Source organism: Pseudomonas sp. P4_C3 (assembly GCF_056402075.1).
The window spans coordinates 1-26,252 of sequence record NZ_JBFUIC010000058.1 but is presented as its reverse complement, the minus strand read 5'-3'; the positions used below and the strand labels follow the sequence as shown (position 1 = coordinate 26,252).

Genomic DNA, 26,252 nt, shown 5'->3' with positions numbered 1-26,252 from the left:
GGTACAGCGCCTGGTCTTCGCAGCGCACCAGCGGGATTTTGCCGTCGACTTCCAGGGTGGTGCTGAAGAAGGCTTTTTTCTGCCGTTCCAGGGTGACCGAGATGCCGCCCATGGCGATGTCGCACTTGCCGGCGAGCATGTCGGGCATCAGGGKTTTCCAGGTGGTGGGCACCCACTCGACCTTGACGCCCAGGCTGTCGGCCAGGGTGCGGGCCATGGCGATGTCGATGCCGGAATATTCGCCGTCCCCGGCTTTGAGGGTGTAGGGCTTGTAGTCGCCGGTGGTGCAAACGCGCAGTTGTCCCTGTTGCATGACGCTGTCCAGGTGCGAAGGTTCTGCCTGTGCGCCAAGGGCGAGTGCGAGCAAGCCGCCGAGCATCATTGCTCTGTTGATTTTCTTCATTGTTATCGGGCTTTTGTGCTGGAGTGGTTTTGAAGGGGAGTGTAGTGAAACTTTCACCGGTGTGAAAAATTCCGTCCGGGAAGATGTTGTTTTTTAGTTAACCCATCGGACTACGCTCGCACGTGAAATAACCACACACAGCGGGCTTCCACTGCGCAAAAAAATACTTCTTGTAACTCCCGTTGTAGGAAATGGGTTGTTGGTTATTGCGAAAATTCCTATTCGTTCATTTTGGCTATGCCATTGGATTGCGTTCAGCAAGCGTCCCACCGTCTTATTCGTCGTCGCCCAATATTCTCTCTGCTCGGCGCTTCTGCCGAGATGAGAAGGAAAGGCAACTCAAACCGATGACGATAAGGAAGTTGCAAATGAATGCACCTGCGCATCCCTTGTATACCAACGAAGTCTCCGCTGAATTTCTTCGCAGTCTTGACGCCCCCCACTTCACTGAAGGGCGGCTTGCGCACTTTTGCGACGAAGCTCTGGCAGTTGTTCGCCAGGGGCAGGCATACATGGAAGCTCATCCCGCTCACGCCATTTACCGAATCGCAACCGAGGACTTTCTGCCTTCCATCAAGGAGGAAGAACATCAATGAACGAAGGACATTTCATTGGTCTGCATGACAAGACCACCTGTGGCGGTAAGGTCCTGGATGGTGACACCCGGATCATGATGTACGGCATTGCCCATGCCCGCGAGGGTGATCGAGTCACCTGTGGCAAGGACGGCAAGACTTACAAAATTGTCGGTGGCATTTCGCACATGATCAGTCATGGCAAAGCCATGGCGGGCACGCTGGACAGCCACAGCGATTGCCCCTGCAAGGCMCGGCTGATCCCCTCGGTGGTCACGGCGACCTATCGCAGCGCTAACTCCGCACCGCGAACGGGCAGGGACGTTGTGCAACCCGTTTCCAGTGCGGCAACCAGTCAACCGGCCGCGCCACGTCAGCCTGGTTTCGCCCCTTCGTACCCACCGGCGCCTGTCATATTCGCCCGCGTAGACCCTCAAGAACCGGGCTTCCATGTGGTGCCCAAAAGCATGACCCGCGAAGCCCTGGAGGCCACGCTGTTCGCCACGCCCGGTGCCGCCGTGATGCGCAAGTTTCGGGCACTCAACCCAGTATCAGACAACATCAAAGCCGGCTCGTTGATCGTACTGAGCGACCCGAACAACACCTCCTGCACCTACCAGGAAGCGCAGCTGATGCAGGCCGCGCAGCAGGTCAAGGCCGCCCTTGATCCCCTGACGCCGGAGGAAGCTGAGTTCATGTTCCGCCATGCAGCGGAAATCGCCAGTTTTACCGGCGAGACTTCGACCTGGCTCGGCGTCAGCGCGGTGGTGATGGAAAAACACCTGGCCCGACTGCGCGACACCCTGCAAGCCATGGAGCGCCTGCATCAGGACAGCTATCGTCAGCACGGCCACCTGCGATCGCCGCAGTTCTTCGCCGAACGCCAGCGCCTGCTCGCCCAACTCGATGCTCATCTGCTGAACTCCACTCGCCTGCGCGGCCAGACCACCCTGGGCGATCACCCCAAGTTGAAAACGGCCCTCGGCATTTCCAGTCGCAGTCTGGTGCACCATTGGGACAAGGCTGGGGCGCCGGGGCAGATACCGGGGTATTCCAACCACGTGAACGCGACCAGTCGGGCAGCCAAGTACATGAGCACCGGTGGTTACATCGGTGTTGGTATTGGCGGGGTTTCTTCGCTGTTGGCTGTTCAGGAGGTTTGTAATAGTGGCTCTGGGTCCGCTTGCGAGAAGGTCAGGTTTACGGAGGGAGGAAAGTTTGTTGGGTCCACCTTTGGTGGCGTTGCGGGTGCAGAGATAGGTAAATATGTCAGTGGACCTATCTGTCTGGCGCTTGGCGTCTCTACAGGAATTGGGGGAGTTGTCTGCGCCGCGACCTTGATAGGTGCTGGAACATGGGTGGGCACAACTTATATGGGGGATGGGGGTGAGTTAATGGGTGAAATTTTATACGAGAAAACCCAGCCATGATGGGAAAGGGTTTTTGGATGTCCTGGCTAGCTTTTTGGCTTCTAGCCGGTCCGATCTTGCTGGCCATTGCGAGCACTGCATACAGTCTCTACCTCAGATGGCGTTACCTTGACGCCATGCTGGAGGCCTTAAAAAATAGTCGTTATGTCCACACCTGGGGGCCAGGTTTGCGGCAGCAGGGGTGGTTTGGGGGCCTCTTGCTGATAGCAAAAATCGCCGGGATGGTGACTATGCCAAGGGTTTCAATCCGCATTGGTGAGCTGGACCCCGAGGATATTAAAAACTTTCCCCCACATCTAAAGCGTCTTTTGAAAATCAAAGCGGTGATGCTGGTTGGCATTGCTGTTTGGGGATTCATTGCGTATGGGCTGATGAAGTTGGAGTGATTTTTTGGGGCTATCACCTCAAGCTTAAAACGGCGCTCGGCATTTCCAGTCGTAGCCTGGTGGACCTCTGTGACAAGACCGGGGCACTGGGCAAGATAAGTTAAAGCAGGACTGCGAAATTCGAACGGCACCGGAAGGTGCCGTTTTTTTCACCGGTGTGAAAAATGAACGATCCCCCTAAACGAGAGGGTCAATCGACCACTACTTCAAACGTTCAGCCGCCTTGCGATAAACCTGCTCACGTTCCCGTTTATCCACGGCTACCGCAAACACAGTAATATCCTGGTCAATAACTTGATAGACCAAGCGGTAACCGCTGCTACGTAGTTTGACCTTGTAGCAGTCGGGAAAACCATGCAGGCGGTTAGCTTCAATGCGTGGATTGTTCAGGATCTCCACCAGCTTCTTTTTGAGCTGCTGTCGGACTGTGTCGCCAGGTTTTTGCCACTCCTTCAATGCACGGGCATCAAACTCAAGGCTATAGGTCCTCTATAGAAACCTTTACTCGTTGAGGAGATGCAAGCCGTTCCCGCACGGTAGCCAATAAAGCCTCATCGTCTTCAGTCATCAAGACAGGCTTGAAAGGCAACTGACCACGCTCCGCTACATATTGCAGGGTCTGGCGCATCAGTTCGGAAGGCGTGACGCCGAGCTTTTCCAGTTCGAGAAAGGCGCGAGCCTTGAGGTCGTCATCGATACGGATGTTGATAGATGCCATGGGATAGATTCTCATGTAATGACATTTGTCATTACATTGAATCAAGAGTTCCTCATTGGCAAGTCCGCCGAGACGTACGGCTAATTTGGAGAAAATTCGTACTCGGGAGGATGAAAATGCCAACCAGCAAAGATCCCAACGCCTGGGCCTTTGCCCAGGCCTGGCTGGCCCAAGTTTAAATCAGTACGTAAATGTCAGAGATTTCCCCCTGAAGATGGCTCATTTCCACTTCCGGACTCAACGTCCCCAGCCACGCCACCAAGCCCACAMTCAATACCGCCGCGATCATTTCCAGCACCACACTGCGCCGAAGTGCATGGGCTGCCACGCGATATTGGCCCTCTCGCAACGACCGCTCCAGCAAGGGCCCAAGATGAAAGCGGTTCAACGCCGCCAACACCAGCATCCCGGCAAACAGCAACACTTTGATCGTCAGCAAAATTCCGTAGTGGCTGAGTAAAACCTCATCGAGCTTCGGCCCGACGATGAACAGGTAGTTCACCACGCCCGTCAGGGTGATGATGACGACGATCAGTGCTCCGGCAAGTTCGAATCGCTTGATCGCGCGAGCCAGTAAGCGAATGTGTGCTTCGGTTTGCAGAGCCCGGGTTTGCGCCATCAGGGCAAACGCCAGCAACGCACCGAGCCAGGCGCCCGCTATTTGCAGGTGCAGGATGTCCGCGGTGAAGTGCCAATAGCGGCGACTTCCGTCGTCCATGGCGCCGTGCCCGCTCCAGGCCAGGCCGGCGAGGGCGATGCCGCCGGCCGTGGCGGCGATCACCAGGCTAATGCCGGGCGCGCGTGGGTTGAGTATCGACGCCAGCCCCACGACCGCTAGCGCAATCATCCGCACAGCCCAGGCCAACCCGACATCGGTCTCGAACAGCATCATCTCGATGTGAGGTCGCAACTCGGCAACGTCTGATTCGCCGCTCATGGTGCTGGCCATCAGCACCATGCCGGCGCTCGACAACAATGCCCCGAGTCCGGCAAACCCCGCCAGCAATCCGCGAAAGGGCAGCACGGTCCCCGAACGTCGTTCCCGTCCTTCAAGGCTATACAGCCCGAACAGCGCCACGCCAAACAACAGCATCAAATCCACATACAACACAAACCGCAGCATGACGTTGGCCGAGTCGCTCATCGATCATTTCACTTTGAAGGTGACGTTGCCGGTGATCGGGTGGGTGTCCGACGACACCGCGCGCCATTCGACCTTGTAGGTGCCGGCAGTCAAGGGCGCTGTCGGGGTGATGAACATGGTCTTCGGATCACTGCCGCCGCTGACTTTGGCCTTGACCGGCATCGGGGCGTGGGCCATGCCGGACATTTCGGTCATCAGCAGTTTGGCGCCAGAAAACTGGGTGACGAGGTTTTCGGAAAAGTGCAGCTCGATCTTGTCGGGCGGCGTACCTTCTGCGCCTTGCGCTGGGGTGGAGGCGAGCAGTTTGGGGTGCGCTTGAGCGAGGGTGCTCATGAGCAGACCGCTGAGCAACGTGATAACGACGGCGGTGGGTTTGATGAGGCGCATGCAAGGTCCTTTACCGCTTGAAGCGGTTGTTGTTGGTTTGAGGTGAGTCTGTTCAGAACCACAGCCGAATACCGAGCACCAGGCGGGTTTCGCTGCGGTCCTCGCCTTCGTCACTGGCGTAGTCGGCGGTGTTGCCGTAGGTGCGGTTCCAGGTCACGCCGAGGTAGGGCGCGAATTCCCGGCGGATTTCGTAGCGCAGGCGCAGGCCGGCTTCGGTGTTGGACAGCCCCGCGCCGATGCCCCGTTGCGGGTCGTTTTTGCCATAGGCGTTGAGTTCGACGGTTGGCTGCAGGATCAGCCGATTGGTCAGCAGGATGTCGTAGTCGCCTTCCAGCCGCACGGCGCTCTGGCCGCCTTCGCCGATGAAAGCCGTGGCTTCGGCCTCGAAGTTGTACAGCGCCATGCCTTGCACGCCGAACGCGGCCCAGGTTTGCGGGGCGCCGGGCTTGAAGTCCTGGCGCACGCCGCTGACGACGTCCCACCACGGGGAAATGGCGTGGCCCCACAGGGCCTGGATTTCCGCGTCCTCGGTCACGCCATTGCTGCGTTCGCCTTCGGAGCGCAGCCACAGGCGATCGATGTCACCGCCGACCCAGCCGGACAAATCCCAGGCCAGGGTGCTGCCGTCATCGGCGTCCTGCCATTCCAGTTTGTCGGCGAGGAAGAATGAATTGAGCGTGCTGTCATGTACGTGGTGACCGGCGGGATCGGCATACACGGCAGCGCGATCGGCATCGGTCAGCACCGGGATCGGTGTGCGACTTTCGCTGGGGGCGGCGGGCTGCATCTGGCCCTCGTCCATGCTTTGCATCTGACTGTGGTCCATCTGGCTGTGATCCATGCCTTGCATGTCATCGCTGGCGGCCATCGCCGTCGAGGTCGCGAGTGCGAAAAAAACCGGGGTGAATCGAATCATGGGGTGCGCCTCATTCTTCCACGCGAACTTCACGGAACATGCCCATTTCCATGTGGTACAGGAGATGGCAGTGATAGGCCCAGCGGCCGAGCGCATCGGCGGTGACCCGATAGCTGCGCCGGGAGCCCGGTGGCATGTCGATGGTGTGTTTGCGCACCATGAACTGGCCGTTCTCGTCTTCGAGGTCGCTCCACATACCATGCAGGTGGATGGGGTGCATCATCATCGTGTCGTTGACCAGCACGATCCGCAGCCGCTCGCCGTACTTGAGGCGCAACGGCTGTGCATCAGAAAACTTCACGCCGTTGAATGACCAGGCGAATTTTTCCATGTGGCCGGTCAGGTGCAGTTCCAGGGTGCGGCCGGGCTCGCGGCCGTCCGGGTCTTCGAAGGTGCTGCGCAAGTCGGAATAGGTGAGCACACGGCGACCGTTGTTGCGCAGGCCCATGCCGGGATCGTCGAGTTTCGGTGAGGTGGACATGGCTTGCATGTCCACCAGCGGGTTGTCGGTTTCCGAGGCCGGGTGGGACTGCATGCCGGGCATGTCGCCCATGGCCATGTTGCCGTGATCCATGCCTGCCATGCTGCCGTGGTCCATGCCGGCCATGCCCATGTCATCCATGGTCACCAGCGGGCGCGGGTCCAGTGGCGGCAGCGGCGCAATCAGTCGCGCTTTTACCGCGAGGGTGCCGCGTGCGAATCCGGTGCGATCCATCGCCTGGGCGAACAGGGTGTAGGCCGCTTCGGTCGGCTCGACGATGACGTCGAAGGTTTCCGCCACGGCAATGCGAAACTCGTCGACGCTCACCGGTTTGACGTGCAGGCCATCGGCGGCGACCACGGTCATTTTCAGGCCGGGGATGCGCACGTCGAAGTAGGTCATGGACGAGCCGTTGATGAAGCGCAGCCGCAGCTTTTCCCCCGGGCGGAACACCCCGGTCCAGTTCATGTCCGGCGCCTGGCCGTTCAGCAGGTAGGTGTAAGTGGCGCCGCCGACGTCGGCCAGGTCGGTGGGGTTCATCTTCATCTCGGCCCACATCTTGCGGTCGGCGACGGTCGGCCCCCAGCCTTTTTCGCTGACGTCGTGGATGAAGTCGCCCACGGTGCGTTTGTTGAAGTTGTAGTAATCGGACTGCTTTTTCAGGGTCTTCATCAGGCCGACCGGGTCTTCGTCGGTCCAGTCGCTGAGCATCACCACGTAGTCGCGGTCGTACTGGAACGGCTCCGGGTCTTTGGCGTCGATCACCAGCGGGCCGTAGACGCCGGATTGCTCCTGAAAGCCCGAATGGCTGTGATACCAGTAGGTGCCGTTCTGTCGCACGGTGAACTGGTAGACGTACATGCCGCCCGGCTCGATGCCCTTGAAACTCAGCCCCGGCACGCCGTCCATGTTGGTCGGCAGCAAGATGCCGTGCCAGTGAATGGAGGTGCTGTCCTTGAGTTTGTTGCGCACCCGCAGCGTCACCGTATCGCCTTCACGCCAGCGCAGCAGCGGGCCGGGGATGCCGCCGTTGATGGTCATCGCGGTGCGTGGGCTGCCGGTGAAGTTGACCGGGGATTCGCCGATGTACAGGTCGAAATCGTGACCGGCCAACACCTGCGGTTCGCCGGGACTGCTGATCGCCCAGACCGGCGTGCGCCATAACCCGAGGCCGCCGAAGAGCCCGCCGATGGCCAGGCCTTTGACGAAGGTGCGTCTTGAAGTGTGGGAGTGCATGCCGTTTGTTCCGCCCGTCAGCCTGTTGAACTTGTCGACGAGGCTAACGGGCGGTGCCTTTCAGCAGGCTGAGGCGGGGATTACAGTTTTGACAGGTTGGGGCGTTGCTTACTGGCGCGAAGTGGTCTTTTCCCTCGAGGCCACGGTATCGCTGCCGCAGTTGATGTAGGAAGACGACTTCAACCAGCGCTGGTCCGGGTAGTAGGAAAACAACAACTGCCCGTCCTTCATCGAATCGATCAGTCGATGGGCAATCGCCGGTCTGACGGCCGGGCAACCCAGGCTGCGGCCGATCCGGCCATTCGCGCGGGCCAGCACCGGGCTGACATAGGGCGCGCCGTGAATGACGATGGCCCGGTCAAAGGCGTTATCGTTGAAGCCGGGCTCCAGGCCTTCCATGCGCAGCGAGTAACCGTTCTGGCCGAGGTAGCTCTCTTGTGTGCGGAACAGGCCGAGGCTGGTGGCGTGGCTTTCATTCTGGTTGGAGAACAGCGTGGCCATGTTTTCACCGCTGTTGCGGCCATGGGCGACCAGTTCGTGAAACAGCAACTTGCGCCGTTTAAGGTCGAAGACCCACAGGCGTTGTTCGGTCGAAGGCAGGGAATAATCGATCACCGCCAGTCTTTGGGCTGGGGCGACACCTTGGGCGCGGCTGCATTGGGTTGCGCGAACCGCCAGGGCAATCACTTTGGCGTCGGCGCCTGGAGCTGCTTTGACCAGCGCGTTTTCAAGCGAATCGGCGTAGGCTGACGTTACTGAAAGGCACGTCAGTAAAATGGCAAATAAAGGGCCAAAGCGGTTGAGCGCCATAGTCGGGTCTCATCATGATAATTTCGAGTCTAGCTGGCAGCGAGTGGAAAGCTAGCCGTTTGAAACGGGTGATTAAGGATTATCCATGGTGCAATTAACAAGGTCATTCGTCATAAGCCGCATATTTTTTATGGGCTTTCTGATCAGCGGTGCGGCGTTTGGGCAAACTTCGCCGATTGAGCCGGTATCTGCGGCAAGCAGCACAATCGATGCCGCAGCGCCCGACGATGCGGTCGGCCAGGCGATTCAGGCAACACTGGAACCGCTGCGCTCGGCCTTTCCGCCGTTGCTCACTTCGCGGCGCTATCAGCGCGTGGATGTCAGCCGGGTGGTGCTGGATTTCTATATGCATCGCAACTATCGCGCCGCGTGGACAGATGAACGTGACGTGGCCCAGTTACTCAAGAGCCTTGAAGACACCCGGATCGACGGCCTGAATCCGGCGGATTTCCGCATCTCCGAACTGGCTCAGGCCCATGAATCGCTGGTAGTGGCCATGCCTTCCACGGCGCAACGGGCGATGTTCGACATGGCGGCGACCCGCACGTTCATCACCGCGCTGCTGCAACTGCGGCGGGGCAAGGTCGATCCGTCGCGGCTGGACATTCACTGGAATTTCGAGCCTTCCGGCGGCGATGCCCGCGAAGACATGAACAACCTGTTCGCCGCCCTCGATGCCCATGACGTGGCGCGTGCCTTTGCCGAGGCGCCTCCTCAGGAAGAGATTTACCGCAACTTGCGTGAGGGCCTGGCCCGGTTGCGTCAGGTTCGTGATGCGGGCGGCTGGCCGAAAGTCACCGAAGGGCAATCGCTCAAGCCCGGCATGGACGGGGTGGCTGTCGCACAATTGCGTGCGCGTCTGGTGGCGGGCGGATACCTGGACCCGCAGCTGTCGAAAAAGGCCGGTTACGACGACAAGGTCATTGCCGCGGTGAAGAAGTATCAGACCGAGCAATACCTGGGTGCCGATGGCGTGGCGGGGGCGGCGACGCTGGCGGCACTGAACGTGCCGGTCGAGGCGCGGATCGATCAGGTGCGGGTCAACATGGAGCGCGCCCGGTGGCTGTTGTACAAGCTTCAGGGCACGTTCGTGATCGTCGATATCGCCGGATACAAGGTGGCGATGTACCGCGACGGTCTGCCGATCTGGCGTTCGCGGGTGCAAGTCGGTAAACCGGTGCGCAGCACGCCGGTGTTCCAGGCCGAAATCACCTACATCACGTTCAACCCGACCTGGACCGTGCCGCCGACCATTCTCAAGCAGGACGTGATTCCAAAAGTCCAGAACGATCCGGGCTATCTGGAGGCCAACCGGATTCGCGTGCTTGATCGCGAAGGCAATGTGCTCGATCCGTCGAGCGTTGACTGGAGCAACCCGCGAGGCATCCACCTGCGTCAGGATGCCGGGCCCGACAGTTCGCTGGGGCAGGTGGCGATCCGCTTCCCCAACGACTATTCGATTTACCTGCATGACACGCCGCACCGCGAACTGTTTGCCAAAACGGTTCGGGCCACCAGTTCAGGCTGCATCCGCGTGGAAAACCCATTGCAACTGGTCGAGTTGTTGTTCAACGACCCGGTGCGCTGGAACAGCGCCGGCATTCAGAAGCAGTTGGCCAATGGCAGGACCGAGAACATCCAGCTACCGGTGAAAGTGCCGGTGCTGTTGGCTTACTGGACCGTGGACCTGAGTAAGGATGGGCGGGTGACATTCAAGCCCGACATTTATGATTACGATGCCAGGGTGCTGCAGGGCTTGAGTCAGCCTGTGAAGTTGCCCGCTCTGGACTTGCGTCGAGCAGAGATACCGCTGGTGGTGAAGGGACAGAACCAACAGCAATGAAATAGCTGAAGAAGGGCGCTCCAGGGGCGTAATGCCTGTCGGTTAAATGTTTGAACACCACAAACCTTGTGGGAGCGAGCTTGCTCGCGATGACGGTCGCACATTCAAAATCAATGTGTCTGACAGTCCGCTATCGCGAGCAAGCTCGCTCCCACAGGTTTCGTGTGTGAACTGATCGGTATTAGTCTCTGGAGCGCCCTTTTTTATGTGAGTGCTTGCCCCCCCTAAAGCGCCAGCCCTTGTTGCACTACTGCAAGCAGATCGCTTTCCGTCAGCGCCACCGCATCCAGCTGCGCTGTGGCCTGCTCGATCGTTTGTAGCCACCAGTGTGTTTCACCGTGTTCGTCCACGGTACGCAACAGGGCGAATTCGTTGCCTTGGGAGTGAATCTCGACCCGCCCTTCGCCATCGGCGGTGAAGCGTGCAACCGGGTCAAAGGTGAGGCTGTGCTCGTTGCCGGCAATCACCAACTGGTCGATGGCGTAGTCGTAAGCGTCGCCATTGGGGTGGCTCTCGAACACGTGGGTGGGGTTGCGCCGCAGGACCAGGCCCGCTTCGGTCAGGGGCAGCAGCCAGGTTTCTATCCGTTGATACAGTTCGTAGACCTGGCTCGGCCAGGCATCGATCGCCTGATCCGCGCTGGTCAGCCGTGTCTGTTTCAATTTTGCCGCGAGCTCGTCTGCCTTGCTCATGTCGATTCCCTGTGTGGAGTTCAGACTAATCGTAGCTCGTTGATGCGGGGGGCGCGCTTGCCTTGGGTCATGTTTGCGGCACATGCCGGGTGCAGGCGCTGTGCTTGGGCAGCACCCCCGGGCAGGTGTGATACCGCTGGGCAAGTGGCCACCCATTTATCATGGATAACCCCGTAAACTACGGCCCATAAAGATTGAGGGCTTTGGGTCGGTGCCCATGCCTTGCCCCCGACAGGATGAACTTTTGCCCACTCGCTTTAACGACCCGGACCACGCCCCTGGCGTCGCATTGAAACGCATACCGCTGCGCAAGGCCGCGGTGTTGTTCATTGCCACGGTGTGTCTGTGCCTGTGCGGTTTGCTCTACCTGCAACTGGAACAGTCCCGTCGCCATGATCTGAGCCTGGCGCAAGTGGCGTCTTCGAACCTGACGCGGGCCATGGCGCAGCAAGCCGAAGACACCTTCATGAAGGCCGACCTGGTGCTGACCAGTCTGGTGGACTGGATTCAGGTCGACGGTTTCGGCCCGGACCAACGACCACGCTTGCAGCAGACCTTCGCCCGGCGGGTGCTGGCACTGGATCAGTTGCACGGCATCCTGCTGTTCGACCAGAAGGGCCAGTGGGTGGTGACCTCGTTTGAGAACCTGCCCCGGGGTGCCGGGGTCGCGGATCGCGAGTACTTCAAGTATCACCAGCAGAACGTATCGTCGGTGGCGCACATCGGCCCGGCCATCCGCAGCCGGGAAAACGGCGAGTGGATCATTCCGGTTTCCAAACGGGTCAACGACAGGAACGGGCATTTCCAGGGCGTGTTGCTGGCCGGCATCAAGATGTCGTACTTCGACCAGTTCTTCAAAAGTTTCAGCCTCGACGACAACGGCTCGATGTTTCTCGGCCTGACCGATGGCACGCTGTTGGCGCGTCGACCTTTTGTAGAGGCGCAGATCGGCGTGTCGCTGGCCCAGGGCGAGATTTTCCAGAAGTTCCTGCCACTGGCCACCTCCGGCAATGCGATGTTCACGTCCATCATCGATGGTGTGACACGCCTGTACGGTTACCGCCAGCTGGAGGCGTATCCGCTGGTGGTCGCCGCTGCGTCGTCCACGGAGACCATTCTCGCGGGCTGGTACGACACGGCGTTTCGCTCCAGTCTTATCGTTGCCCTGGTGTTGCTGGTCGTGGGTTTGTTCGGGTGGGTGTTCCTGTATCAGGTGCGTGTTGGCGAGCGGGTCGAGTCGGATTTGCGCAGGGCCCAGCAAGCGCTGGAGCTGATCGCCACCCACGACAGCCTGACCGGGCTGGCCAACCGCCGACTGTTCGAGCGGGCGCTGGGCATCGAGTTCGGGCGCGGCGCCCGGCAGGCCAGCCCTTTGAGCCTGATCATGCTCGATATCGATTACTTCAAGCGCTACAACGACACCTACGGCCATGTGGTGGGGGATCACTGCCTGGCCGAAGTGGCACGGGCGCTGAAGAGTTGCTGCCACCGCAAGGCCGATCTGGCGGTGCGTTACGGCGGTGAGGAGTTTGCGGTGCTGTTGCCGGACACCGACATCCACGGCGCCATGACGATTGCCGAGCAGATCCGCCGCAGCGTCATTGACAAGAGCATCAGTCACACCGGCTCGCCCAATGGCTACGTAACGGTCAGTCTGGGTTGCTATTCGTTCGTGCCATCGGGGCGTGACAGCATGGACGTGTTTGTCGAGCGGGCGGATGCGGCGTTGTATCAGGCCAAGCATTCGGGGCGAAACCGCGTGGCAACGTTGTCGATGGCGGGCGGTGTCGAGGCATTGATGCGTTCCGATCGTTGAAGTGTTGTTCCTGCCGGTGGTCCGCCTCTCGGGCCTGGCTGAATTGATCGTCTAGAGTTCCGTTAGCGCTGCCGACCCCGGCAGGCTCCCCCTCGCACGGACGATCGCCAACATGTTGATACCCCAAGCGTTGACAGCCGTTGCTTTGACCGTCGCAGCCGCTGCCATCTTCCCGCTGGCCAGCCACGCGCAATCGAAAATCACTGCCGCAGAAGCTCACGCGATCGGCGTGGATGCCTACATCTATTTTTACCCGCTGCTGAGCATGGACATTACCCGCAAGCAGTTCACCAACATCGAACCGGGCAAGGAATTCGGCAAAGGCCCGATGAACATGTTTGTGAGTGTGCCGCAGTATCCGCCGGCCGAGTTCAAAGGGGTGGTGCGGGCTAATTTCGACACCTTGTATTCGATTGCCTGGCTGGACTTGACCAAGGAACCGCTGGTGATCGCCGCGCCGGATACCGACGGGCGCTTCTACCTGTTGCCGATGCTGGATATGTGGACTGACGTGTTCGCTTCGCCGGGCTGGCGCACCACGGGCACCGAGGCCGGGCAATTTTTGGTGACGCCACCGGGGTGGACCGGCACGGTGCCCGCCGGGATGAGTCATCTGCCGGCACCCACGCCTTTTGTCTGGGTCATCGGCCGTACCAAGACCGACGGTGCGGCGGATTACGCGGCGGTGCACAAGATCCAGGCCGGCTACACGGTGACGCCGTTGTCCCGGTTGGGTAAGGAACCTGAAGCCGTCACCGTGAAGGTCGACCCGGCGGTGGACATGAAAACGCCGCCGAAGATTCAGGTCGATTCCATGTCGGCTGCCAATTACTTCACTTACGCGGCTGACCTGCTGAAGGTGAACCCGCCGCACAGCACCGACCAGCCAATGCTGGCGCAGATCAAGCGTATCGGCATCGAAGCCGGCAAGCCGTTCGACATGGACGCGCTGGACCCGCAGATCCGGGCCGCGCTGCAAACGGTGCCGCAGGATGCGCAGGCCTTGATGACCTGGAAAGTGCCGACCCTGGCGCGGGAAGTCAATGGCTGGTCGATGAACACCGACACCATGGGCGTCTACGGCAACTACTACCTCAAGCGCGCCATCGTTACGCAGATGGGGCTCGGTGCCAACCTGCCCGAGGATGCGATTTATCCGTTGAACATCGGCGACAGTGACGGCAAGCCGCTCGAGGGTGCAAACAAGTACGTGCTGCATTTCAACAAGGGCGAGGCGCCGCCGGTGAACGCCTTCTGGTCGATCACCCTGTATGACCCGGAAGGTTTCCAGGTCGGCAACTCGCTCAATCGTTTTGCGGTCAGTAGCTGGATGCCGTTCAAGGCCAACGCCGATGGCTCGCTGGACCTCTATTTCCAGAACGAAAGCCCCGGCAAGGATCTGGAGGCCAACTGGCTGCCGGCGCCCAAAGGCCCGTTCAACCTGACCATGCGTTTGTACGGCCCGAAAGCCGAGGCGCTGAATGGCCAATGGAACCCGCCGGCGGTCAAGCCGATGTAAGCCCCAGGCGACAAAAAGCAGCCAATGACTGCACGTCATCGGCTGCTTTTGCCTGTCCAGCTGCCCGTCCCGCCGCCAGCACCGCCGGTTCCACCTCCGGGGGCGCCGGTTCCACCACCCGCGCCGCTACCCGGACCATTGACGCCGGTGCTGCCGATTGACGAGCCGGGGCCATGACTGCGGCTGTAGTCACCGGAGGGTGCGCTGGGTCGGTTGTTGTCTGGCCGCATGGTTGGGTTGCGGGTGGCGCCCGATGTCGTACCGGGCGTGCCAGTGCCATTGCCATTGCCGGACGCCGCAAACATGGCCAGGGGCGTTGCCGACAACAATCCCGCCAAGAGCAGCGAAGTCATTCTGATGTTCATCATGGTCGTCTCCAGGGATGAGTCGTTACCTGATGCCGGTGTGTAGGGCTGCGCAAGCGCAGTAGAGTTTTTTCATTTCCGGTGATTGGCTAAATCAATTGTCGGCGGCAGTGCTTGATCCCGTATACATAGCGGCCACTGGCGGAGTAATCCGCCGCTTGCGTGCAAAAGGATTGAGCGATGAGCGAGCCATGCCTGACTGACCGTGCTTTGTATCTGCGACGCCTGGGCTTCGACGCACCTCCGGCACCGACCCTGGAAACCTTGCGCCAACTGCAACTGCGCCATACCGGCGTTTTCCCGTTTGAAAACCTCACCACATTATCCGGCGATCCGGTGCTGATCGACTTGCCGTCCATCGAGCAGAAGGTCTTGCATGACGGTCGTGGCGGTTACTGCTACGAACTCAACAACCTGTTCCTGGCCTTGCTTCAAGCACTGGGTTTCGACGCCCGTGCCATCAGCGGCCGGGTGGTGATGGGCCAGCCGGAGGGCGCCTGGACTGCCCGGACCCATCGCTTGAGCCTGGTTATCATCGATGACGTGCGCTACATCACCGACGTCGGCTTCGGCGGYATGGTACCGACCGCGCCCCTGTTGCTCGATTCCCGCGCCGAACAACTCACCCCTCACGAGCCGTATCGCATCGACCTGCACGTCGACGGCTTTACCCTGCGCGCCAACGTTGCGGGGGAATGGCGAGCGATGTACATCTTCGACCTGCAACGCCAGGAGAATATCGATTTTGCCGTGGGCAACTGGTACGTCTCGACCCACCCCGAGTCGACTTTCGCCGAGCAATTGATGGCGGCGCGCACCGGGGAGGGGTGGCGGCGTACGCTCAACAACGGCAACTTCGCGATCCACCGGATTGGCCACGACAGCGAGCGGCGGCAGGTGACGGATGTGCAGGAATTGATCGGCCTGCTGGGCAGCGAGTTCGGCATTCGCGTACCGGAACAGGCGCAATTGGTGCGGACACTGGAACGATTGATCGCAGCGCCGCAATAGCGGGCTGATCGTAGACATCACCAAGGGCTGATCCGATTGATCGGCCCTTGGTGTTTCAGGGCCGAATACCCGGCTCCATCACCCGTTGAATTTCGCGCAAGGCCTCTGCCAGTTTCTGCTCCAGGCCCTTGAGTTCGGCAGGGGTGAGGGTTGGTTTCAGTTGTGTGGTCTTGCCTTCGTTGAGCAGGGCCCGGCGCAACGTATTGTTGATCGCCGTCTGGTAGCCGTACCCCTCGTTTTCTGCCAGTGCGCGGGCGGCTTCGATGACAGCGTCATCGAGCATGATGGTAATGCGGGTCTTGCCTTTGGCGGGCACCACGGCCCCGCGCCTGGCGTTGCTGAAATCGTATTCGTCTTTCATCGGTCATGCCTCCAGGTACTGACGGCGCTCGCTTTTGGTGGCGATGCGCGCGGAAATGATTCGAACGAAATCCGGATCGCGATGGGTGTACGCGACGACCAGCAATCGGCCTTTGGCATCCCGCCCCAGGGTGATTCAGCGTTGTTCATCATGGTGGTTGTCCTCGATGGTCAGCGCTCGTTCGTCATGGAATACCGGTTCAGTCTCTGCGAGGCTGATGCCTTGGTGCTTGAGTTTGTTGGCTGCGTTCTTTGCCTTGTGGAACTGAATTTCGAATGGCTTCATTATGCATACTTTATATGTATATAGAAGAGGCGGGCCTTACCGATGGTCGCCAGGAATTCGAAAGACTAGCCAGCACCCGCGTTTGGACAGGGAGGGATGTATTTCAAGGTTTTTTGGCGGGGCCTGGAGGGTGGGTAGCAGGTGGAAATGGACAGGTATCCATTTTGTGACTGATAAGTTGTATACAACTCTATAGACATTTGTCCTGACTATTGCATACAGTGTGCGAATAACAAAAACCAGGGAACCCCCTACCATGAAAACGCCCCATGTTTCACACCAACGGCCCGAGGACGAAAATCTTGGGATCGGCGCGAATATGGCTTATGGCCTGCAACATGTTCTGACCATGTATGGCGGTATTGTCGCGGTGCCATTGATCATCGGCCAGGCGGCCGGGCTCTCGCCGGCGGACATCGGTTTGTTGATTGCTGCTTCATTGTTTGCGGGGGGGCTGGCAACGTTGCTGCAAACCCTGGGTTTACCGTTTTTTGGTTGTCAATTGCCGCTGGTACAGGGCGTGTCCTTCTCCGGCGTCGCGACCATGGTGGCGATTGTCAGCAGTGGCGGGGAGGGCGGGTTTCAGTCGGTGTTGGGTGCGGTGATAGCGGCGTCCCTGATCGGGTTGCTGATAACCCCGGTGTTCTCGCGTATCACCAGGTTCTTCCCGCCGCTGGTGACCGGGATCGTGATTACCACCATCGGCCTGACGCTGATGCCGGTAGCCGCGCGCTGGGCTATGGGCGGCAACAGCCACGCGCCGGAATTCGGCAGCATGGCGAACATCGGTCTGGCGGCGGTGACATTGGTGCTGGTGCTGCTGCTGAGCAAAATCGGCAGTGCGACCATCTCCCGCCTGTCGATTCTGCTGGCCATGGTCATCGGTACGGTGATCGCGGTGTTCCTCGGCATGGCGGATTTCTCGTCTGTAACCCAGGGCCCGATGTTCGGCTTCCCGACGCCGTTCCATTTCGGCATGCCGACCTTTCACTTCGCTGCGATCCTGTCGATGTGCATCGTGGTGATGGTGACGCTGGTGGAAACTTCGGCGGATATTCTGGCCGTCGGTGAGATCATCGGCACCAAGGTCGATTCCAGGCGCCTGGGCAACGGTCTGCGTGCCGACATGCTGTCGAGCATGTTCGCGCCGATCTTCGGATCCTTCACCCAGAGCGCTTTCGCCCAGAACGTCGGCCTGGTGGCGGTCACCGGCATCAAGAGCCGCTACGTGGTGGCCACTGGCGGTCTGTTCCTGGTGATCCTCGGCCTGCTGCCGTTCATGGGCCGGGTTATCGCCGCCGTGCCGACCTCGGTACTGGGTGGCGCCGGCATCGTGCTGTTCGGCACCGTCGCGGCCAGCGGCATTCGGACCTTGTCCAAGGTCGACTACCGCAACAACGTCAATCTGATCATTGTCGCCACCTCCATCGGCTTCGGCATGATCCCGATCGCGGCGCCGAACTTCTACGATCACTTCCCAAGCTGGTTCGCGACCATTTTCCATTCGGGCATCAGCTCGTCAGCGATCATGGCTATCGTGCTGAACCTGACCTTCAACCATCTCACCGCCGGTAACTCTGACCAGCAATCGGTGTTTGCGGCCGGTACCGAGCGGGTGCTGCGTTATCAGGATCTGGCGGCGTTGCGCGAAGGGGACTACTTCAGCGACGGTAAACTGCACGATTGCGACGGCAAGGAGATTCCGGTGCTGGAATCGGAACACGGCGTGGCAGAACCACGGGCGGTGCACGCGAAAAGCAGTGAGCATGTCTAAAGGCTGGTAGATCAAAAGATCGCAGCCTGCGGCAGCTCCTACATGGAACTGCCGCAGGCTGCGATCTTTTGACTTTATGAAAAACTACAAAAAAGCCCCTGATCCTTTCGATACCCCATGAACAGGGCCGCAGCATGTGTGATCGCTCGGAAAAGTCGTTCAAAACGGTCGATTTGTGACTATAAAACTAATCGGTCACAAGTTGTCAGTCTTCGATAGGGTGAGTAAGCTGTGCTCATGAATCAGCCATCAAAATCTTCATCTTCGCCCAGCCCCCGTGGCCCAGCCGATCACGACATTCGAGACCAGATTGTCGCGGCGGCCAATGAACATTTCAGTCAGTACGGCTACGGCAAAACCACGGTTTCCGACCTGGCAAAGGCCATCGGGTTTTCAAAGGCCTACATCTACAAATTTTTTGATTCCAAGCAGGCGATCGGTGAAGCCATCTGCGCAAATTGTCTGGCAGAAATCGTCGCGGCTGTGGAGCAGGCAATCAATGTAGAAGACCTGTCGCCGACGGAGCGCTTTCGACGCTTGGTCAAAACTGTGATCGCCACAGGTGTGAATCTGTTCTTCAACGACCGAAAACTGTATGACATTGCAGCGTTCGCGGCGTCGGAAAGCTGGCCCAGTTCGCAGGTTTATGACGCACAGATCAAACACTTCGTGTTGCAAATCGTGCGGGAAGGGCGAGAAATTGGCGAATTTGAACGCAAGACTCCACTGGACGAGACAGTAGAAGCGATACATCTCGCGCTGCGGCCATTCGTCAATCCTTTGCTGCTGCAGTACAACCTCGATTTCGTCGAGGAAGCGCCCACGCTCACCTCCAACCTCATCTTGCGTAGCCTCATGCCTTGACCCTCGGCTAAAGGTTTACGGCATACCCGGGTAAGCACCAGATCATCAAAACGGCTTTTCACTTTGCCCTTCTTCTCATCCGTCGAAGGGCATTTTATTTATCTGCTTTGTGACTATTGACTGAATTGGTCACATGAATAAGTATGGGGATGCGTCGCTTCTACTGTTTCATCTCAGTGATACCCATAGAGTTCAAACAATGCAAACAATATTGCTCAAGAGCCCATTGGGCCTTGCTGTCGTGCTCGCATCCTCAAACGTTTTTGCAAGCGGCTTCGCTCTCAATGAACAAAGCATCAGTGGGATGGGATCCGGGTTTGCCGGTCGCTCCTCCTCCGCTGAAGATGCGAGCACGGTCTTCGGTAATCCCGCGGGAATGTCCCGCTTGAAAAGAGAGCAGGTCAGCGTGGGGGCGGCGACGCTTTTCGCCAAGTCCGACATAAGCCAGACCCGCAGTACATTCGGAGGTCAGGAAGATGGTGACATGGTGCCCACGACCACGGTGCCTATGGGTTACTACGTCAAACCCATCGATGAGCATTGGGCGTTCGGTGTTGGTTTTTATGTACCGTTCGGTCTGATGACCGATTATGGCAGCGGTTATGCCGGGCGTTACTACGCCAACAAAAGCGAGGTCACGACACTTACGTTCCAGCCCACCGTCAGCTATGCCTTTAACGACAAGGTTTCGATCGGGTTCGGTCCGACCATCAACCGTATCAGCGGTGAGCTGTCCGGTATGGTGCCCAACCCACTCAGTCCTGGTCGCAACGACGGAAAACTCAAAAGCTCTGGCGACGACACGGCCCTCGGTTTCAACGCCGGTATCCTGGTGCAGGCTACAGACCGAACCCGTTTGGGCATGACCTACCATTCCAGGGTCAGTTATCAATTGGATGCCAAGACCAAGGTCACTGACGGCATCTTTAGCGTGTTGGGGGTCAGCGGCCGGAGTTATGACGCTTCGCTGGATGTGGATACACCAGAGTCAGTGGATTTCTCGGTGACTCATCAGCTTGATAACGACTGGACCCTCTACTTGGGGAGCACCTGGACTCGCTGGAGTCGCTTCAAAGAGTTAACCATCGAGAACACAGGTTTACCCCCTGCGTTGAGCGGCGCGCTAGGCACCATTACCGAAGAACAGAATTGGCACGATACATGGGCTCACGCTATTGGTACGGCGTATCAACTGAACAACCAATGGGTACTTCGCGCAGGTTTGTCGGTTGATCAGTCGCCCACCAACAACACCAACCGGGGACCACGCATTCCTACAGGCGACCGGAAGGTTATCAGCTTCGGTGCTGGCTGGACTCCGGCGGACAACGTCACGATCGATGTTGCTTATTCCTACCTGTGGGAGGAGAGCGTGCAGGTCAACGAAACCTCGCCGACCAGAGGTGCATACAGTGCCAAATACAAGAACAGTGCGAGCGGGCTCGGTACTTCTGTCAGTTACCGTTTCTAGTTGAGTACTGTTACACGATAACTGTCCGGTCGGGAGCACGCGTTGCCTCCCGACCTTTAAGAGCACATCTCGAGCCTTTCTGTAGTGCTACGTCACCTTATCAGGTCATCGTGTCGCAACAGGCTGGGCTTCAAGAGGTTGCCAGCCACCACCTAGCGACTTGAATGCCGCAACCGCCGCTCGTGCCGATTCCGTTCGTGCTTGCGCTCGGGCATCAGAAGCCTGCAGCATCGTCTCGTCGGCGTGCAGYACATCGATCAGGCTGGCCGTGCCTTTCTCATAGGCAATGAACGACGATTGGCGAGCCTGCGTCAGAGACGCCTCTCCCCCGGTGAGGATGGTTGCTTGAGCTTCCCGATTCACCAGGGCGGAGAGCGCGTTCTCGACATCCTCGGTGGCGCGCAGCACGGACTGACGGTAAGCGGCCAGGGTTTCGGCTTCCTGTCCCTTGGCTTGGTCGATTTGGGCGTTAATACGACCGAAGTCGAAGAGTCTCCAGCGTAGACCCAATACGCCCGCCGACTGGCTGGCGCCGCTGGTGAAAAGGTTGCCTGCGGATACAGCCGTGGCACTGCCCAGCAATGCGCTAAGGGAGAATTTCGGGTAGTACTCGGCAATCGCCTCCCCGATGCGTGCGTTTGAGGCGGCGAGACGGCGCTCAGCCACAATGAGATCTGGTCTGCGGCGCAGCAAATCGGCCGGCGTTCCCATCGCCTTCAACTGCGGTGCTACAGGAATGCTCCCCGCACTTGCCAGTTGCGTGCGGTGAGTGCCAGGTGGCGTGCCGAGCATCACATCCAGCGCATTCATGGCAGCATCCAGACCGGTCTGCAGGACCGGCACTGTCGCTTGGCCCTGCGATAGCTCCCCCTCGGTCTGGCGAACCTGGTAGTTGGCGGCGAGCCCCTTGCTGTAGAGCAATTGGACTTTCTCTAGTAGCGCCTGCTGCGTTTTGACTTGCCGATTCGCAATGTCCAGCCGGGCCTGCAGTCCGCGGATAGTGATGTAGATATCAGCGGTCTGCGCGGCGATGGCCAGTCGTGTGGCAGCGGCGCCCGCCTGGGAAGCCTGGTACTCGGCCAGGGCAGCCTCGCGTGCGCGGCGCAATCCGCCAAAGACATCTGCCTCCCAGCTGGCATCGAGGTTGGCCTCGTAGGAACTTGCGTACCGATCATTGCCAGGCGTTGAGTTCAACACCTGGCCGAGCGGCGTCTCGATTGACTGGTAGGAGCGCGCGGCCTGTCCGCTGATGTTCCCTGAGGGGAGTAAAGCGGCATTTGCAGCACCTAGTCCGGCCCGCGCCTGCGTGACTCGCGCCGACGCCTGCGCCAGGTCCAGATTCTGCTCAAGCGCCTTGGAGATGAATTCGGTTAGCACTGGATCGCCAAAGCCTTCCCACCAGGCTGCAAGGCTGGTCGGCGTCGCTCCACGCCGCTGTTCGACAGAGAGCTGACCCAGGTAACGATCCGAAAGCGGAGCCTCTGGACGATGGTAGTCCGGACCGACCGCGCAACCTGCCAATAAGCCGGCGCTGACCAAAAGAGCAATGGGACGGAGGGGCGGCATTGAGATTCCTTCGATAGAGGATGTTTGTGACCATATTACGCAATAGTCACACTCTGTCAATTGAGGCGATTTGAGCAAATTTTTGGTTTTCCTCGTTGATAACGGCGGTTTCTGTGTTGAGCTTGAGACACTGGATGTTTCATGGTTTGTGACCATTGACACTTATAGTCACCTGGCTGAGAATATGACGCTCGTCCTATTTTTAAGTAAGGGAACCTATGCGCCGGCTTCGACCTTTCCCTATTGCCGCTTGCTTGTTGCCTCTCGTCCTGACGGCGTGCGGTGATTCATCCACCGTTGAAGATCCACGCACGCATGCCCCTTTGGTGAGGTCCACTGCTGTTCAGGCTTCGTCCGACGTCTCGCGTTCCTTCACTGGTGTAGTGGCTGCCCGCGTCCAGGGCGACCTTGGCTTTCGGGTATCAGGCAAGGTACTTGAGCGTCTGGTTGATACCGGTCAGACCGTTAAACGTGGTCAGCCACTCATGCGCCTCGACCCAATCGACCTGGGGTTGCAGGCGCGAGCACAGCAAGAGTCGGTCATAGCGGCTCGGGCCCGAGCCAGGCAGACAGCCGATGACGAGGCGCGATACCGCAGTCTGGTTGCCGCAGGCGCTATTTCTGCATCGGCCTATGACCAGATCAAAGCCGCAGCCGATACCGCAAAGGCGCAGCTCAGCGCTGCAGACGCGCAGGCTGACGTTGCCCGTAATGCTTCTGGTTATGCGGTGCTGTTTGCGGATTCCGACGGCGTTGTGGTGGAGACGCTCGCCGAGCCAGGACAAGTTGTCAGCCCGGGACAGCCCGTGGTTCGACTGGCGCGGGCAGGGCAGCGCGAAGCGATCGTGCACCTGCCCGAGACGTTGCGCCCCGCAGCAGGATCCACCGCGCAGGCGACGCTTTATGGCAATGCCACGGATGCTGTTACAGCGAAGCTGAGGCTGCTTTCTGACTCGGCCGACCGAATGACACGTACCTTCGAGGCGCGGTATGTGCTTGACGGCGCGCTGGCCAATGCACCGATAGGTTCGACCGTCACGCTTCGGATCGCTGAGGGCACCACGCAAGGGCAGGGGCTGCAAGTACCGATCGCAGCCGTTTATGACCCAGGCCAAGGCTCTGGCGTGTGGGTCATCGCCGGTACACCGGCGAAGGTGGCCTGGCGACCTGTACAAGTCCTGGGCTTGAGCGACGACACAGTGCGAGTCGCGGGCGACCTTAAAGTCGGCGAGCAGATCGTAGCGTTAGGCGCACATCTGTTGCGCGAAGGTGAAGAGGTGAGATTGCCTCAACAGGATGGCGTCAAAGTTGCCGGGGGTCGTCCATGAGCGAGGGGCGCTTCAATCTTTCCGCGATCGCCGTTCGTGAGCGCTCTATCACGGTATTTCTGATCTTCCTGATTGCCGTTGCGGGCATCTTGTCGTTCTTTCAGCTGGGGCGTGCGGAAGATCCTCCGTTTACGGTCAAGCAGTTGACGGTCATTACCGCGTGGCCGGGCGCCACGGCACAGGAGATGCAGGATCAGGTAGCAGAGCCACTTGAAAAACGCCTGCAAGAACTGAAATGGTACGACCGCACGGAAACCTACACCCGTCCTGGCCTTGCTTTCACGATGGTGTCACTGCTCGATAGTACGCCGCCCTCGCAAGTGCAGGAGGAGTTCTATCAGGCGCGTAAAAAACTCGACGACGAGGCCAGGAAGCTGCCGGCGGGTGTCATCGGGCCAATGGTCAACGACGAGTTTTCGGACGTGACATTTGCGCTTTTCGCCCTGAAAGCCAAAGGCGAGCCGCAGCGACTGTTGGTGCGTGATGCAGAGTCGTTGCGCCAACAACTTTTGCATGTGCCGGGCGTGAAGAAGGTCAACATCATTGGGGAGCAGCCCGAACGTATCTTTGTTTCCTTTTCGCATGATCGGTTGGCCACCTTGGGTGTATCTCCTCAGGACATCTTTGCCGCGCTGAATAATCAAAACGTGCTCACGCCCGCCGGTTCGATCGAAACCAATGGGCCACAGGTCTTCCTCCGGCTGGATGGCGCCCTCGATAAGGTGCAAAAGATTCGTGACACACCCATTGCGGTTCAGGGGCGCACGCTCAAACTCGCCGACGTGGCGACGATCGAACGTGGGTATGAAGATCCGGCAACCTTTCTCGTGCGCAATAACGGTGAAGAAGCCTTGTTGCTGGGGATCGTGATGCGTGAGGGCTGGAACGGCCTTGACCTCGGCAAGGCGTTGGACGCGGAGACGGTCAAGATAAATGAAGGCATGCCTTTGGGCATGACGCTCTCCAAGGTCACCGATCAATCTGTAAATATCGATTCGGCCGTCGGCGAGTTCATGGTCAAATTCTTCGTCGCGCTGCTTGTGGTGATGCTTGTCTGCTTTCTCAGCATGGGCTGGCGGGTAGGCGTTGTGGTCGCTGCGGCGGTGCCATTGACGTTGGCCGTGGTGTTTGTGGTGATGGCGGCCACAGGAAAGAACTTTGACCGTATTACCCTCGGCTCGTTGATTCTGGCGCTCGGACTGCTGGTGGACGACGCCATCATCGCTATCGAAATGATGGTGGTGAAAATGGAAGAGGGCTACGACCGCATCAAAGCTTCCGCGTACGCCTGGAGTCATACGGCCGCGCCGATGCTTTCCGGTACGCTGGTGACGGCTATCGGCTTTATGCCCAACGGCTTCGCGCAATCGACAGCCGGCGAGTACACCAGCAACATGTTCTGGATCGTGGGCATTGCCCTGATTGCCTCCTGGGTGGTTGCGGTCGCTTTTACCCCATACCTGGGGGTGAAGATGTTACCGAACATCAAGAAAGTCGAGGGTGGTCACGCGGCCATCTACAACACCCCTAACTACAACCGCTTCCGCCAGGTTTTGACGCGAGTCGTCGCTCGCAAATGGCTGGTGGCCGGCATTGTCATCGCTTCGTTTGTCGTGGCGATCCTCGGCATGAGCCTGGTCAAGAAGCAGTTCTTTCCTACCTCGGACCGTCCCGAGGTATTGATTGAAGTGCAAATGCCTTATGGAGCCTCCATTGAGCAGACCAGCGCCACCACCGCCAAGATAGAGACCTGGCTGCAAAAGCAGGCTGAGGCAAAGATCGTAACGGCCTATATCGGGCAAGGCGCGCCGCGCTTCTATCTGGCAATGGCGCCGGAACTCCCTGATCCGTCGTTCGCGAAGATTGTGGTGCTGACGGACAGCCAGGAGGCGCGCGAGACCCTCAAGTTCCGTATCCGCGAAGCGGCGGCCGAGGGACTTGCCCCAGAAGCGCGTGTCAGGGTGACTCAGCTTGTGTTCGGGCCGTACTCGCCATTCCCTGTTGCCTACCGGGTGATGGGACCTGATCCGTCAACGTTGCGCGAGATTGCGGGCCAGGTACAGGACGTGTTGCAGTCGAGCCCGATGATGAGAACCGTCAACACCGATTGGGGGCCGCTGACGCCGACGCTGCATTTTGCTCTGGATCAGGATCGCCTGGAGGCGGTGGGGTTGACGTCAAATTCAGTCGCGCAGCAATTGCAGTTCCTGCTGGCCGGAGTACCGATCACCGCGGTTCGTGAGGACATTCGTTCGGTGCAGGTGGTTGGTCGCGCAGCGGGTGATATCCGGCTCGATCCCGCCAAGATAGAAGGCTTTACGTTGGTAGGTACGGCGGGTCAGCGGATTCCGTTGTCCCAGGTGGGAGCGGTCGATGTGCGTATGGAAGATCCGGTCCTGCGGCGTCGTGACCGCACACCGACCATCACCGTGCGTGGTGACATTGCCGAAGGCTTGCAGCCACCGGACGTCTCGAGCGTGATCATGAAGGAGCTACAGCCGGTCATCGACAAGCTGCCTGGCGGATACCGGATTGAGCAGGCGGGTGCAATCGAGGAGTCGGGCAAGGCCGGTAAAGCGATGTTGCCGCTATTCCCGATCATGATTGCCATGACGCTGCTGGTCATCATTGTGCAGGTCCGTTCGATCTCGGCGATGATCATGGTGTTCCTCACTTCGCCACTGGGGTTGATTGGTGTGGTGCCGACACTGCTTATCTTCCAGCAGCCGTTTGGTATCAACGCTCTGGTCGGTCTAATCGCCCTTTCGGGCATTTTGATGCGCAATACGCTGATTCTGATTGGGCAAATCCATCACAACGCGCAAGAAGGGCTGGACCCGTTTCATGCAGTGGTCGAAGCCACGGTACAAC

At 59.1% G+C, this 26,252-nt stretch carries 24 protein-coding genes and 2 pseudogenes; 13 read left to right on the top strand and 13 right to left on the bottom strand.

What is annotated here, in order from left to right:
- Positions 1–379 (bottom strand): transporter substrate-binding domain-containing protein (locus AC1DVH_RS12655; protein ID WP_477754082.1); only part of this gene is annotated, 379 nt, incomplete at its 3' end.
- 392 nt (positions 380–771) lie between these two features.
- On the opposite strand from AC1DVH_RS12655, the gene AC1DVH_RS12650 reads away from it, so the two are divergent.
- The 3 genes from AC1DVH_RS12650 to AC1DVH_RS12640 are packed head-to-tail and all read left to right on the top strand — an operon-like array spanning position 772 to position 2,794.
- A complete protein-coding gene (locus AC1DVH_RS12650; protein ID WP_477754081.1) occupies positions 772–999 on the top strand; it encodes a hypothetical protein in 228 nt (75 codons plus the stop codon).
- Complete coding sequence (locus AC1DVH_RS12645) at positions 996–2,408, top strand: PAAR domain-containing protein (RefSeq protein WP_477754080.1); 1,413 nt, start codon at positions 996–998, stop codon at positions 2,406–2,408. Before AC1DVH_RS12650 ends, AC1DVH_RS12645 begins: the two co-directional genes overlap by 4 nt.
- Before the next feature lie 17 nt (positions 2,409–2,425).
- Complete coding sequence (locus AC1DVH_RS12640; RefSeq protein WP_223542390.1) at positions 2,426–2,794, top strand: hypothetical protein; 369 nt, start codon at positions 2,426–2,428, stop codon at positions 2,792–2,794.
- 201 nt (positions 2,795–2,995) lie between these two features.
- On the opposite strand, the pseudogene AC1DVH_RS12635 reads toward AC1DVH_RS12640, so the two are convergent.
- The 7 genes and pseudogenes from AC1DVH_RS12635 to AC1DVH_RS12605 all read right to left on the bottom strand — a co-directional run.
- A pseudogene (locus AC1DVH_RS12635) lies at positions 2,996–3,280 on the bottom strand (type II toxin-antitoxin system RelE family toxin); the annotation flags it as partial.
- Positions 3,273–3,512 carry a type II toxin-antitoxin system RelB/DinJ family antitoxin gene (locus AC1DVH_RS12630; protein ID WP_477754079.1) on the bottom strand — a complete coding sequence of 80 codons (240 nt, stop codon included), beginning with the start codon at positions 3,510–3,512 and terminating at the stop codon, positions 3,273–3,275. The gene AC1DVH_RS12630 and the pseudogene AC1DVH_RS12635, both read right to left, overlap by 8 nt.
- A gap of 175 nt (positions 3,513–3,687) precedes the next feature.
- The gene (gene copD, locus AC1DVH_RS12625; RefSeq protein ID WP_477754078.1) at positions 3,688–4,656 is read right to left on the bottom strand and encodes a copper homeostasis membrane protein CopD; all 969 of its coding nucleotides are present in this window, start codon (positions 4,654–4,656) and stop codon (positions 3,688–3,690) included.
- Positions 4,657–4,659: 3 nt separating this feature from the next.
- Positions 4,660–5,043: a copper homeostasis periplasmic binding protein CopC gene (copC, locus tag AC1DVH_RS12620; protein ID WP_477754077.1), complete on the bottom strand. Its 384-nt coding sequence runs from the start codon at positions 5,041–5,043 to the stop codon at positions 4,660–4,662.
- 52 nt (positions 5,044–5,095) lie between these two features.
- Positions 5,096–5,959: a copper resistance protein B gene (locus AC1DVH_RS12615; protein ID WP_477754076.1), complete on the bottom strand. Its 864-nt coding sequence runs from the start codon at positions 5,957–5,959 to the stop codon at positions 5,096–5,098.
- A gap of 10 nt (positions 5,960–5,969) precedes the next feature.
- Positions 5,970–7,676: a copper resistance system multicopper oxidase gene (locus AC1DVH_RS12610; protein ID WP_477754075.1), complete on the bottom strand. Its 1,707-nt coding sequence runs from the start codon at positions 7,674–7,676 to the stop codon at positions 5,970–5,972.
- A 108-nt stretch (positions 7,677–7,784) separates the two neighbouring features.
- Complete coding sequence (locus AC1DVH_RS12605) at positions 7,785–8,486, bottom strand: murein L,D-transpeptidase catalytic domain family protein (protein WP_477754074.1); 702 nt, start codon at positions 8,484–8,486, stop codon at positions 7,785–7,787.
- An 85-nt stretch (positions 8,487–8,571) separates the two neighbouring features.
- On the opposite strand from AC1DVH_RS12605, the gene AC1DVH_RS12600 reads away from it, so the two are divergent.
- Entirely contained in the window at positions 8,572–10,329 is a 1,758-nt protein-coding gene (locus tag AC1DVH_RS12600; protein WP_477754073.1) for a L,D-transpeptidase family protein, read from the top strand.
- Positions 10,330–10,553: 224 nt separating this feature from the next.
- Here AC1DVH_RS12600 and AC1DVH_RS12595 read toward each other — a convergent pair whose 3' ends face one another.
- The gene (locus AC1DVH_RS12595) at positions 10,554–11,021 is read right to left on the bottom strand and encodes a hypothetical protein (RefSeq protein ID WP_477754072.1); all 468 of its coding nucleotides are present in this window, start codon (positions 11,019–11,021) and stop codon (positions 10,554–10,556) included.
- Positions 11,022–11,265: 244 nt separating this feature from the next.
- Here AC1DVH_RS12595 and AC1DVH_RS12590 point away from each other — a divergent pair, with 244 nt between their 5' ends.
- Both AC1DVH_RS12590 and AC1DVH_RS12585 read left to right on the top strand, forming a co-directional pair.
- Positions 11,266–12,837 (top strand): sensor domain-containing diguanylate cyclase, encoded by a 1,572-nt coding sequence (locus AC1DVH_RS12590; RefSeq protein WP_477754071.1) that lies wholly within the window; start codon positions 11,266–11,268, stop codon positions 12,835–12,837.
- Between the two features lie 112 nt (positions 12,838–12,949).
- Positions 12,950–14,356, top strand: a complete 1,407-nt coding sequence (locus AC1DVH_RS12585) for a DUF1254 domain-containing protein (RefSeq protein WP_477754070.1) — start codon at positions 12,950–12,952, stop codon at positions 14,354–14,356.
- A 35-nt stretch (positions 14,357–14,391) separates the two neighbouring features.
- Here the strand turns inward: AC1DVH_RS12585 and AC1DVH_RS12580 are convergent, their stop codons facing one another.
- Complete coding sequence (locus AC1DVH_RS12580) at positions 14,392–14,724, bottom strand: hypothetical protein (protein ID WP_477754069.1); 333 nt, start codon at positions 14,722–14,724, stop codon at positions 14,392–14,394.
- A 177-nt stretch (positions 14,725–14,901) separates the two neighbouring features.
- Here AC1DVH_RS12580 and AC1DVH_RS12575 point away from each other — a divergent pair, with 177 nt between their 5' ends.
- Entirely contained in the window at positions 14,902–15,732 is an 831-nt protein-coding gene (locus AC1DVH_RS12575; RefSeq protein WP_477754068.1) for an arylamine N-acetyltransferase family protein, read from the top strand.
- 55 nt (positions 15,733–15,787) lie between these two features.
- Here the strand turns inward: AC1DVH_RS12575 and AC1DVH_RS12570 are convergent, their stop codons facing one another.
- Positions 15,788–16,093 (bottom strand): BrnA antitoxin family protein, encoded by a 306-nt coding sequence (locus AC1DVH_RS12570; protein WP_477754067.1) that lies wholly within the window; start codon positions 16,091–16,093, stop codon positions 15,788–15,790.
- 3 nt (positions 16,094–16,096) lie between these two features.
- Positions 16,097–16,378 (bottom strand): annotated as a pseudogene (locus tag AC1DVH_RS12565) (BrnT family toxin).
- A 256-nt stretch (positions 16,379–16,634) separates the two neighbouring features.
- Between AC1DVH_RS12565 and AC1DVH_RS12560 the strand changes: the two are divergent.
- The 3 genes from AC1DVH_RS12560 (at position 16,635) to AC1DVH_RS12550 (ending at position 20,487) form a co-directional block, all read left to right on the top strand.
- A complete protein-coding gene (locus tag AC1DVH_RS12560) occupies positions 16,635–18,152 on the top strand; it encodes a nucleobase:cation symporter-2 family protein (protein ID WP_477754066.1) in 1,518 nt (505 codons plus the stop codon).
- 237 nt (positions 18,153–18,389) lie between these two features.
- Entirely contained in the window at positions 18,390–19,016 is a 627-nt protein-coding gene (locus AC1DVH_RS12555; RefSeq protein WP_477754065.1) for a TetR/AcrR family transcriptional regulator, read from the top strand.
- Positions 19,017–19,215: 199 nt separating this feature from the next.
- Positions 19,216–20,487 carry an OmpP1/FadL family transporter gene (locus AC1DVH_RS12550; RefSeq protein WP_477754064.1) on the top strand — a complete coding sequence of 424 codons (1,272 nt, stop codon included), beginning with the start codon at positions 19,216–19,218 and terminating at the stop codon, positions 20,485–20,487.
- Between the two features lie 105 nt (positions 20,488–20,592).
- Here the strand turns inward: AC1DVH_RS12550 and AC1DVH_RS12545 are convergent, their stop codons facing one another.
- The gene (locus tag AC1DVH_RS12545) at positions 20,593–22,053 is read right to left on the bottom strand and encodes an efflux transporter outer membrane subunit (protein ID WP_477754063.1); all 1,461 of its coding nucleotides are present in this window, start codon (positions 22,051–22,053) and stop codon (positions 20,593–20,595) included.
- Positions 22,054–22,123: 70 nt separating this feature from the next.
- Between AC1DVH_RS12545 and AC1DVH_RS12540 the strand changes: the two genes are divergently transcribed.
- From AC1DVH_RS12540 to AC1DVH_RS12530, 3 genes are all read left to right on the top strand, one after another.
- Positions 22,124–22,339 (top strand): hypothetical protein, encoded by a 216-nt coding sequence (locus AC1DVH_RS12540; RefSeq protein ID WP_477754083.1) that lies wholly within the window; start codon positions 22,124–22,126, stop codon positions 22,337–22,339.
- Complete coding sequence (locus tag AC1DVH_RS12535; RefSeq protein ID WP_477754062.1) at positions 22,272–23,381, top strand: efflux RND transporter periplasmic adaptor subunit; 1,110 nt, start codon at positions 22,272–22,274, stop codon at positions 23,379–23,381. The genes AC1DVH_RS12540 and AC1DVH_RS12535 overlap by 68 nt, the downstream gene beginning before the upstream one ends.
- On the top strand, positions 23,378–26,252 hold a 2,875-nt coding region (locus AC1DVH_RS12530), incomplete at its 3' end, for an efflux RND transporter permease subunit (protein ID WP_477754061.1). The genes AC1DVH_RS12535 and AC1DVH_RS12530, both read left to right, overlap by 4 nt.

Coding starts and splice junctions, on each gene's coding strand:
- AC1DVH_RS12650 (WP_477754081.1), top strand. CDS start 772: ATGAATGCACCTGCGCATCCCTTGTATACCAACGAAGTCTCCGCTGAA.
- AC1DVH_RS12640 (WP_223542390.1), top strand. CDS start 2,426: ATGTCCTGGCTAGCTTTTTGGCTTCTAGCCGGTCCGATCTTGCTGGCC.
- AC1DVH_RS12630 (WP_477754079.1), bottom strand. CDS start 3,512: ATGGCATCTATCAACATCCGTATCGATGACGACCTCAAGGCTCGCGCC.
- copC (WP_477754077.1), bottom strand. CDS start 5,043: ATGCGCCTCATCAAACCCACCGCCGTCGTTATCACGTTGCTCAGCGGT.
- AC1DVH_RS12615 (WP_477754076.1), bottom strand. CDS start 5,959: ATGATTCGATTCACCCCGGTTTTTTTCGCACTCGCGACCTCGACGGCG.
- AC1DVH_RS12610 (WP_477754075.1), bottom strand. CDS start 7,676: ATGCACTCCCACACTTCAAGACGCACCTTCGTCAAAGGCCTGGCCATC.
- AC1DVH_RS12605 (WP_477754074.1), bottom strand. CDS start 8,486: ATGGCGCTCAACCGCTTTGGCCCTTTATTTGCCATTTTACTGACGTGC.
- AC1DVH_RS12600 (WP_477754073.1), top strand. CDS start 8,572: ATGGTGCAATTAACAAGGTCATTCGTCATAAGCCGCATATTTTTTATG.
- AC1DVH_RS12595 (WP_477754072.1), bottom strand. CDS start 11,021: ATGAGCAAGGCAGACGAGCTCGCGGCAAAATTGAAACAGACACGGCTG.
- AC1DVH_RS12585 (WP_477754070.1), top strand. CDS start 12,950: ATGTTGATACCCCAAGCGTTGACAGCCGTTGCTTTGACCGTCGCAGCC.
- AC1DVH_RS12580 (WP_477754069.1), bottom strand. CDS start 14,724: ATGATGAACATCAGAATGACTTCGCTGCTCTTGGCGGGATTGTTGTCG.
- AC1DVH_RS12570 (WP_477754067.1), bottom strand. CDS start 16,093: ATGAAAGACGAATACGATTTCAGCAACGCCAGGCGCGGGGCCGTGGTG.
- AC1DVH_RS12560 (WP_477754066.1), top strand. CDS start 16,635: ATGAAAACGCCCCATGTTTCACACCAACGGCCCGAGGACGAAAATCTT.
- AC1DVH_RS12555 (WP_477754065.1), top strand. CDS start 18,390: ATGAATCAGCCATCAAAATCTTCATCTTCGCCCAGCCCCCGTGGCCCA.
- AC1DVH_RS12550 (WP_477754064.1), top strand. CDS start 19,216: ATGCAAACAATATTGCTCAAGAGCCCATTGGGCCTTGCTGTCGTGCTC.
- AC1DVH_RS12535 (WP_477754062.1), top strand. CDS start 22,272: ATGCGCCGGCTTCGACCTTTCCCTATTGCCGCTTGCTTGTTGCCTCTC.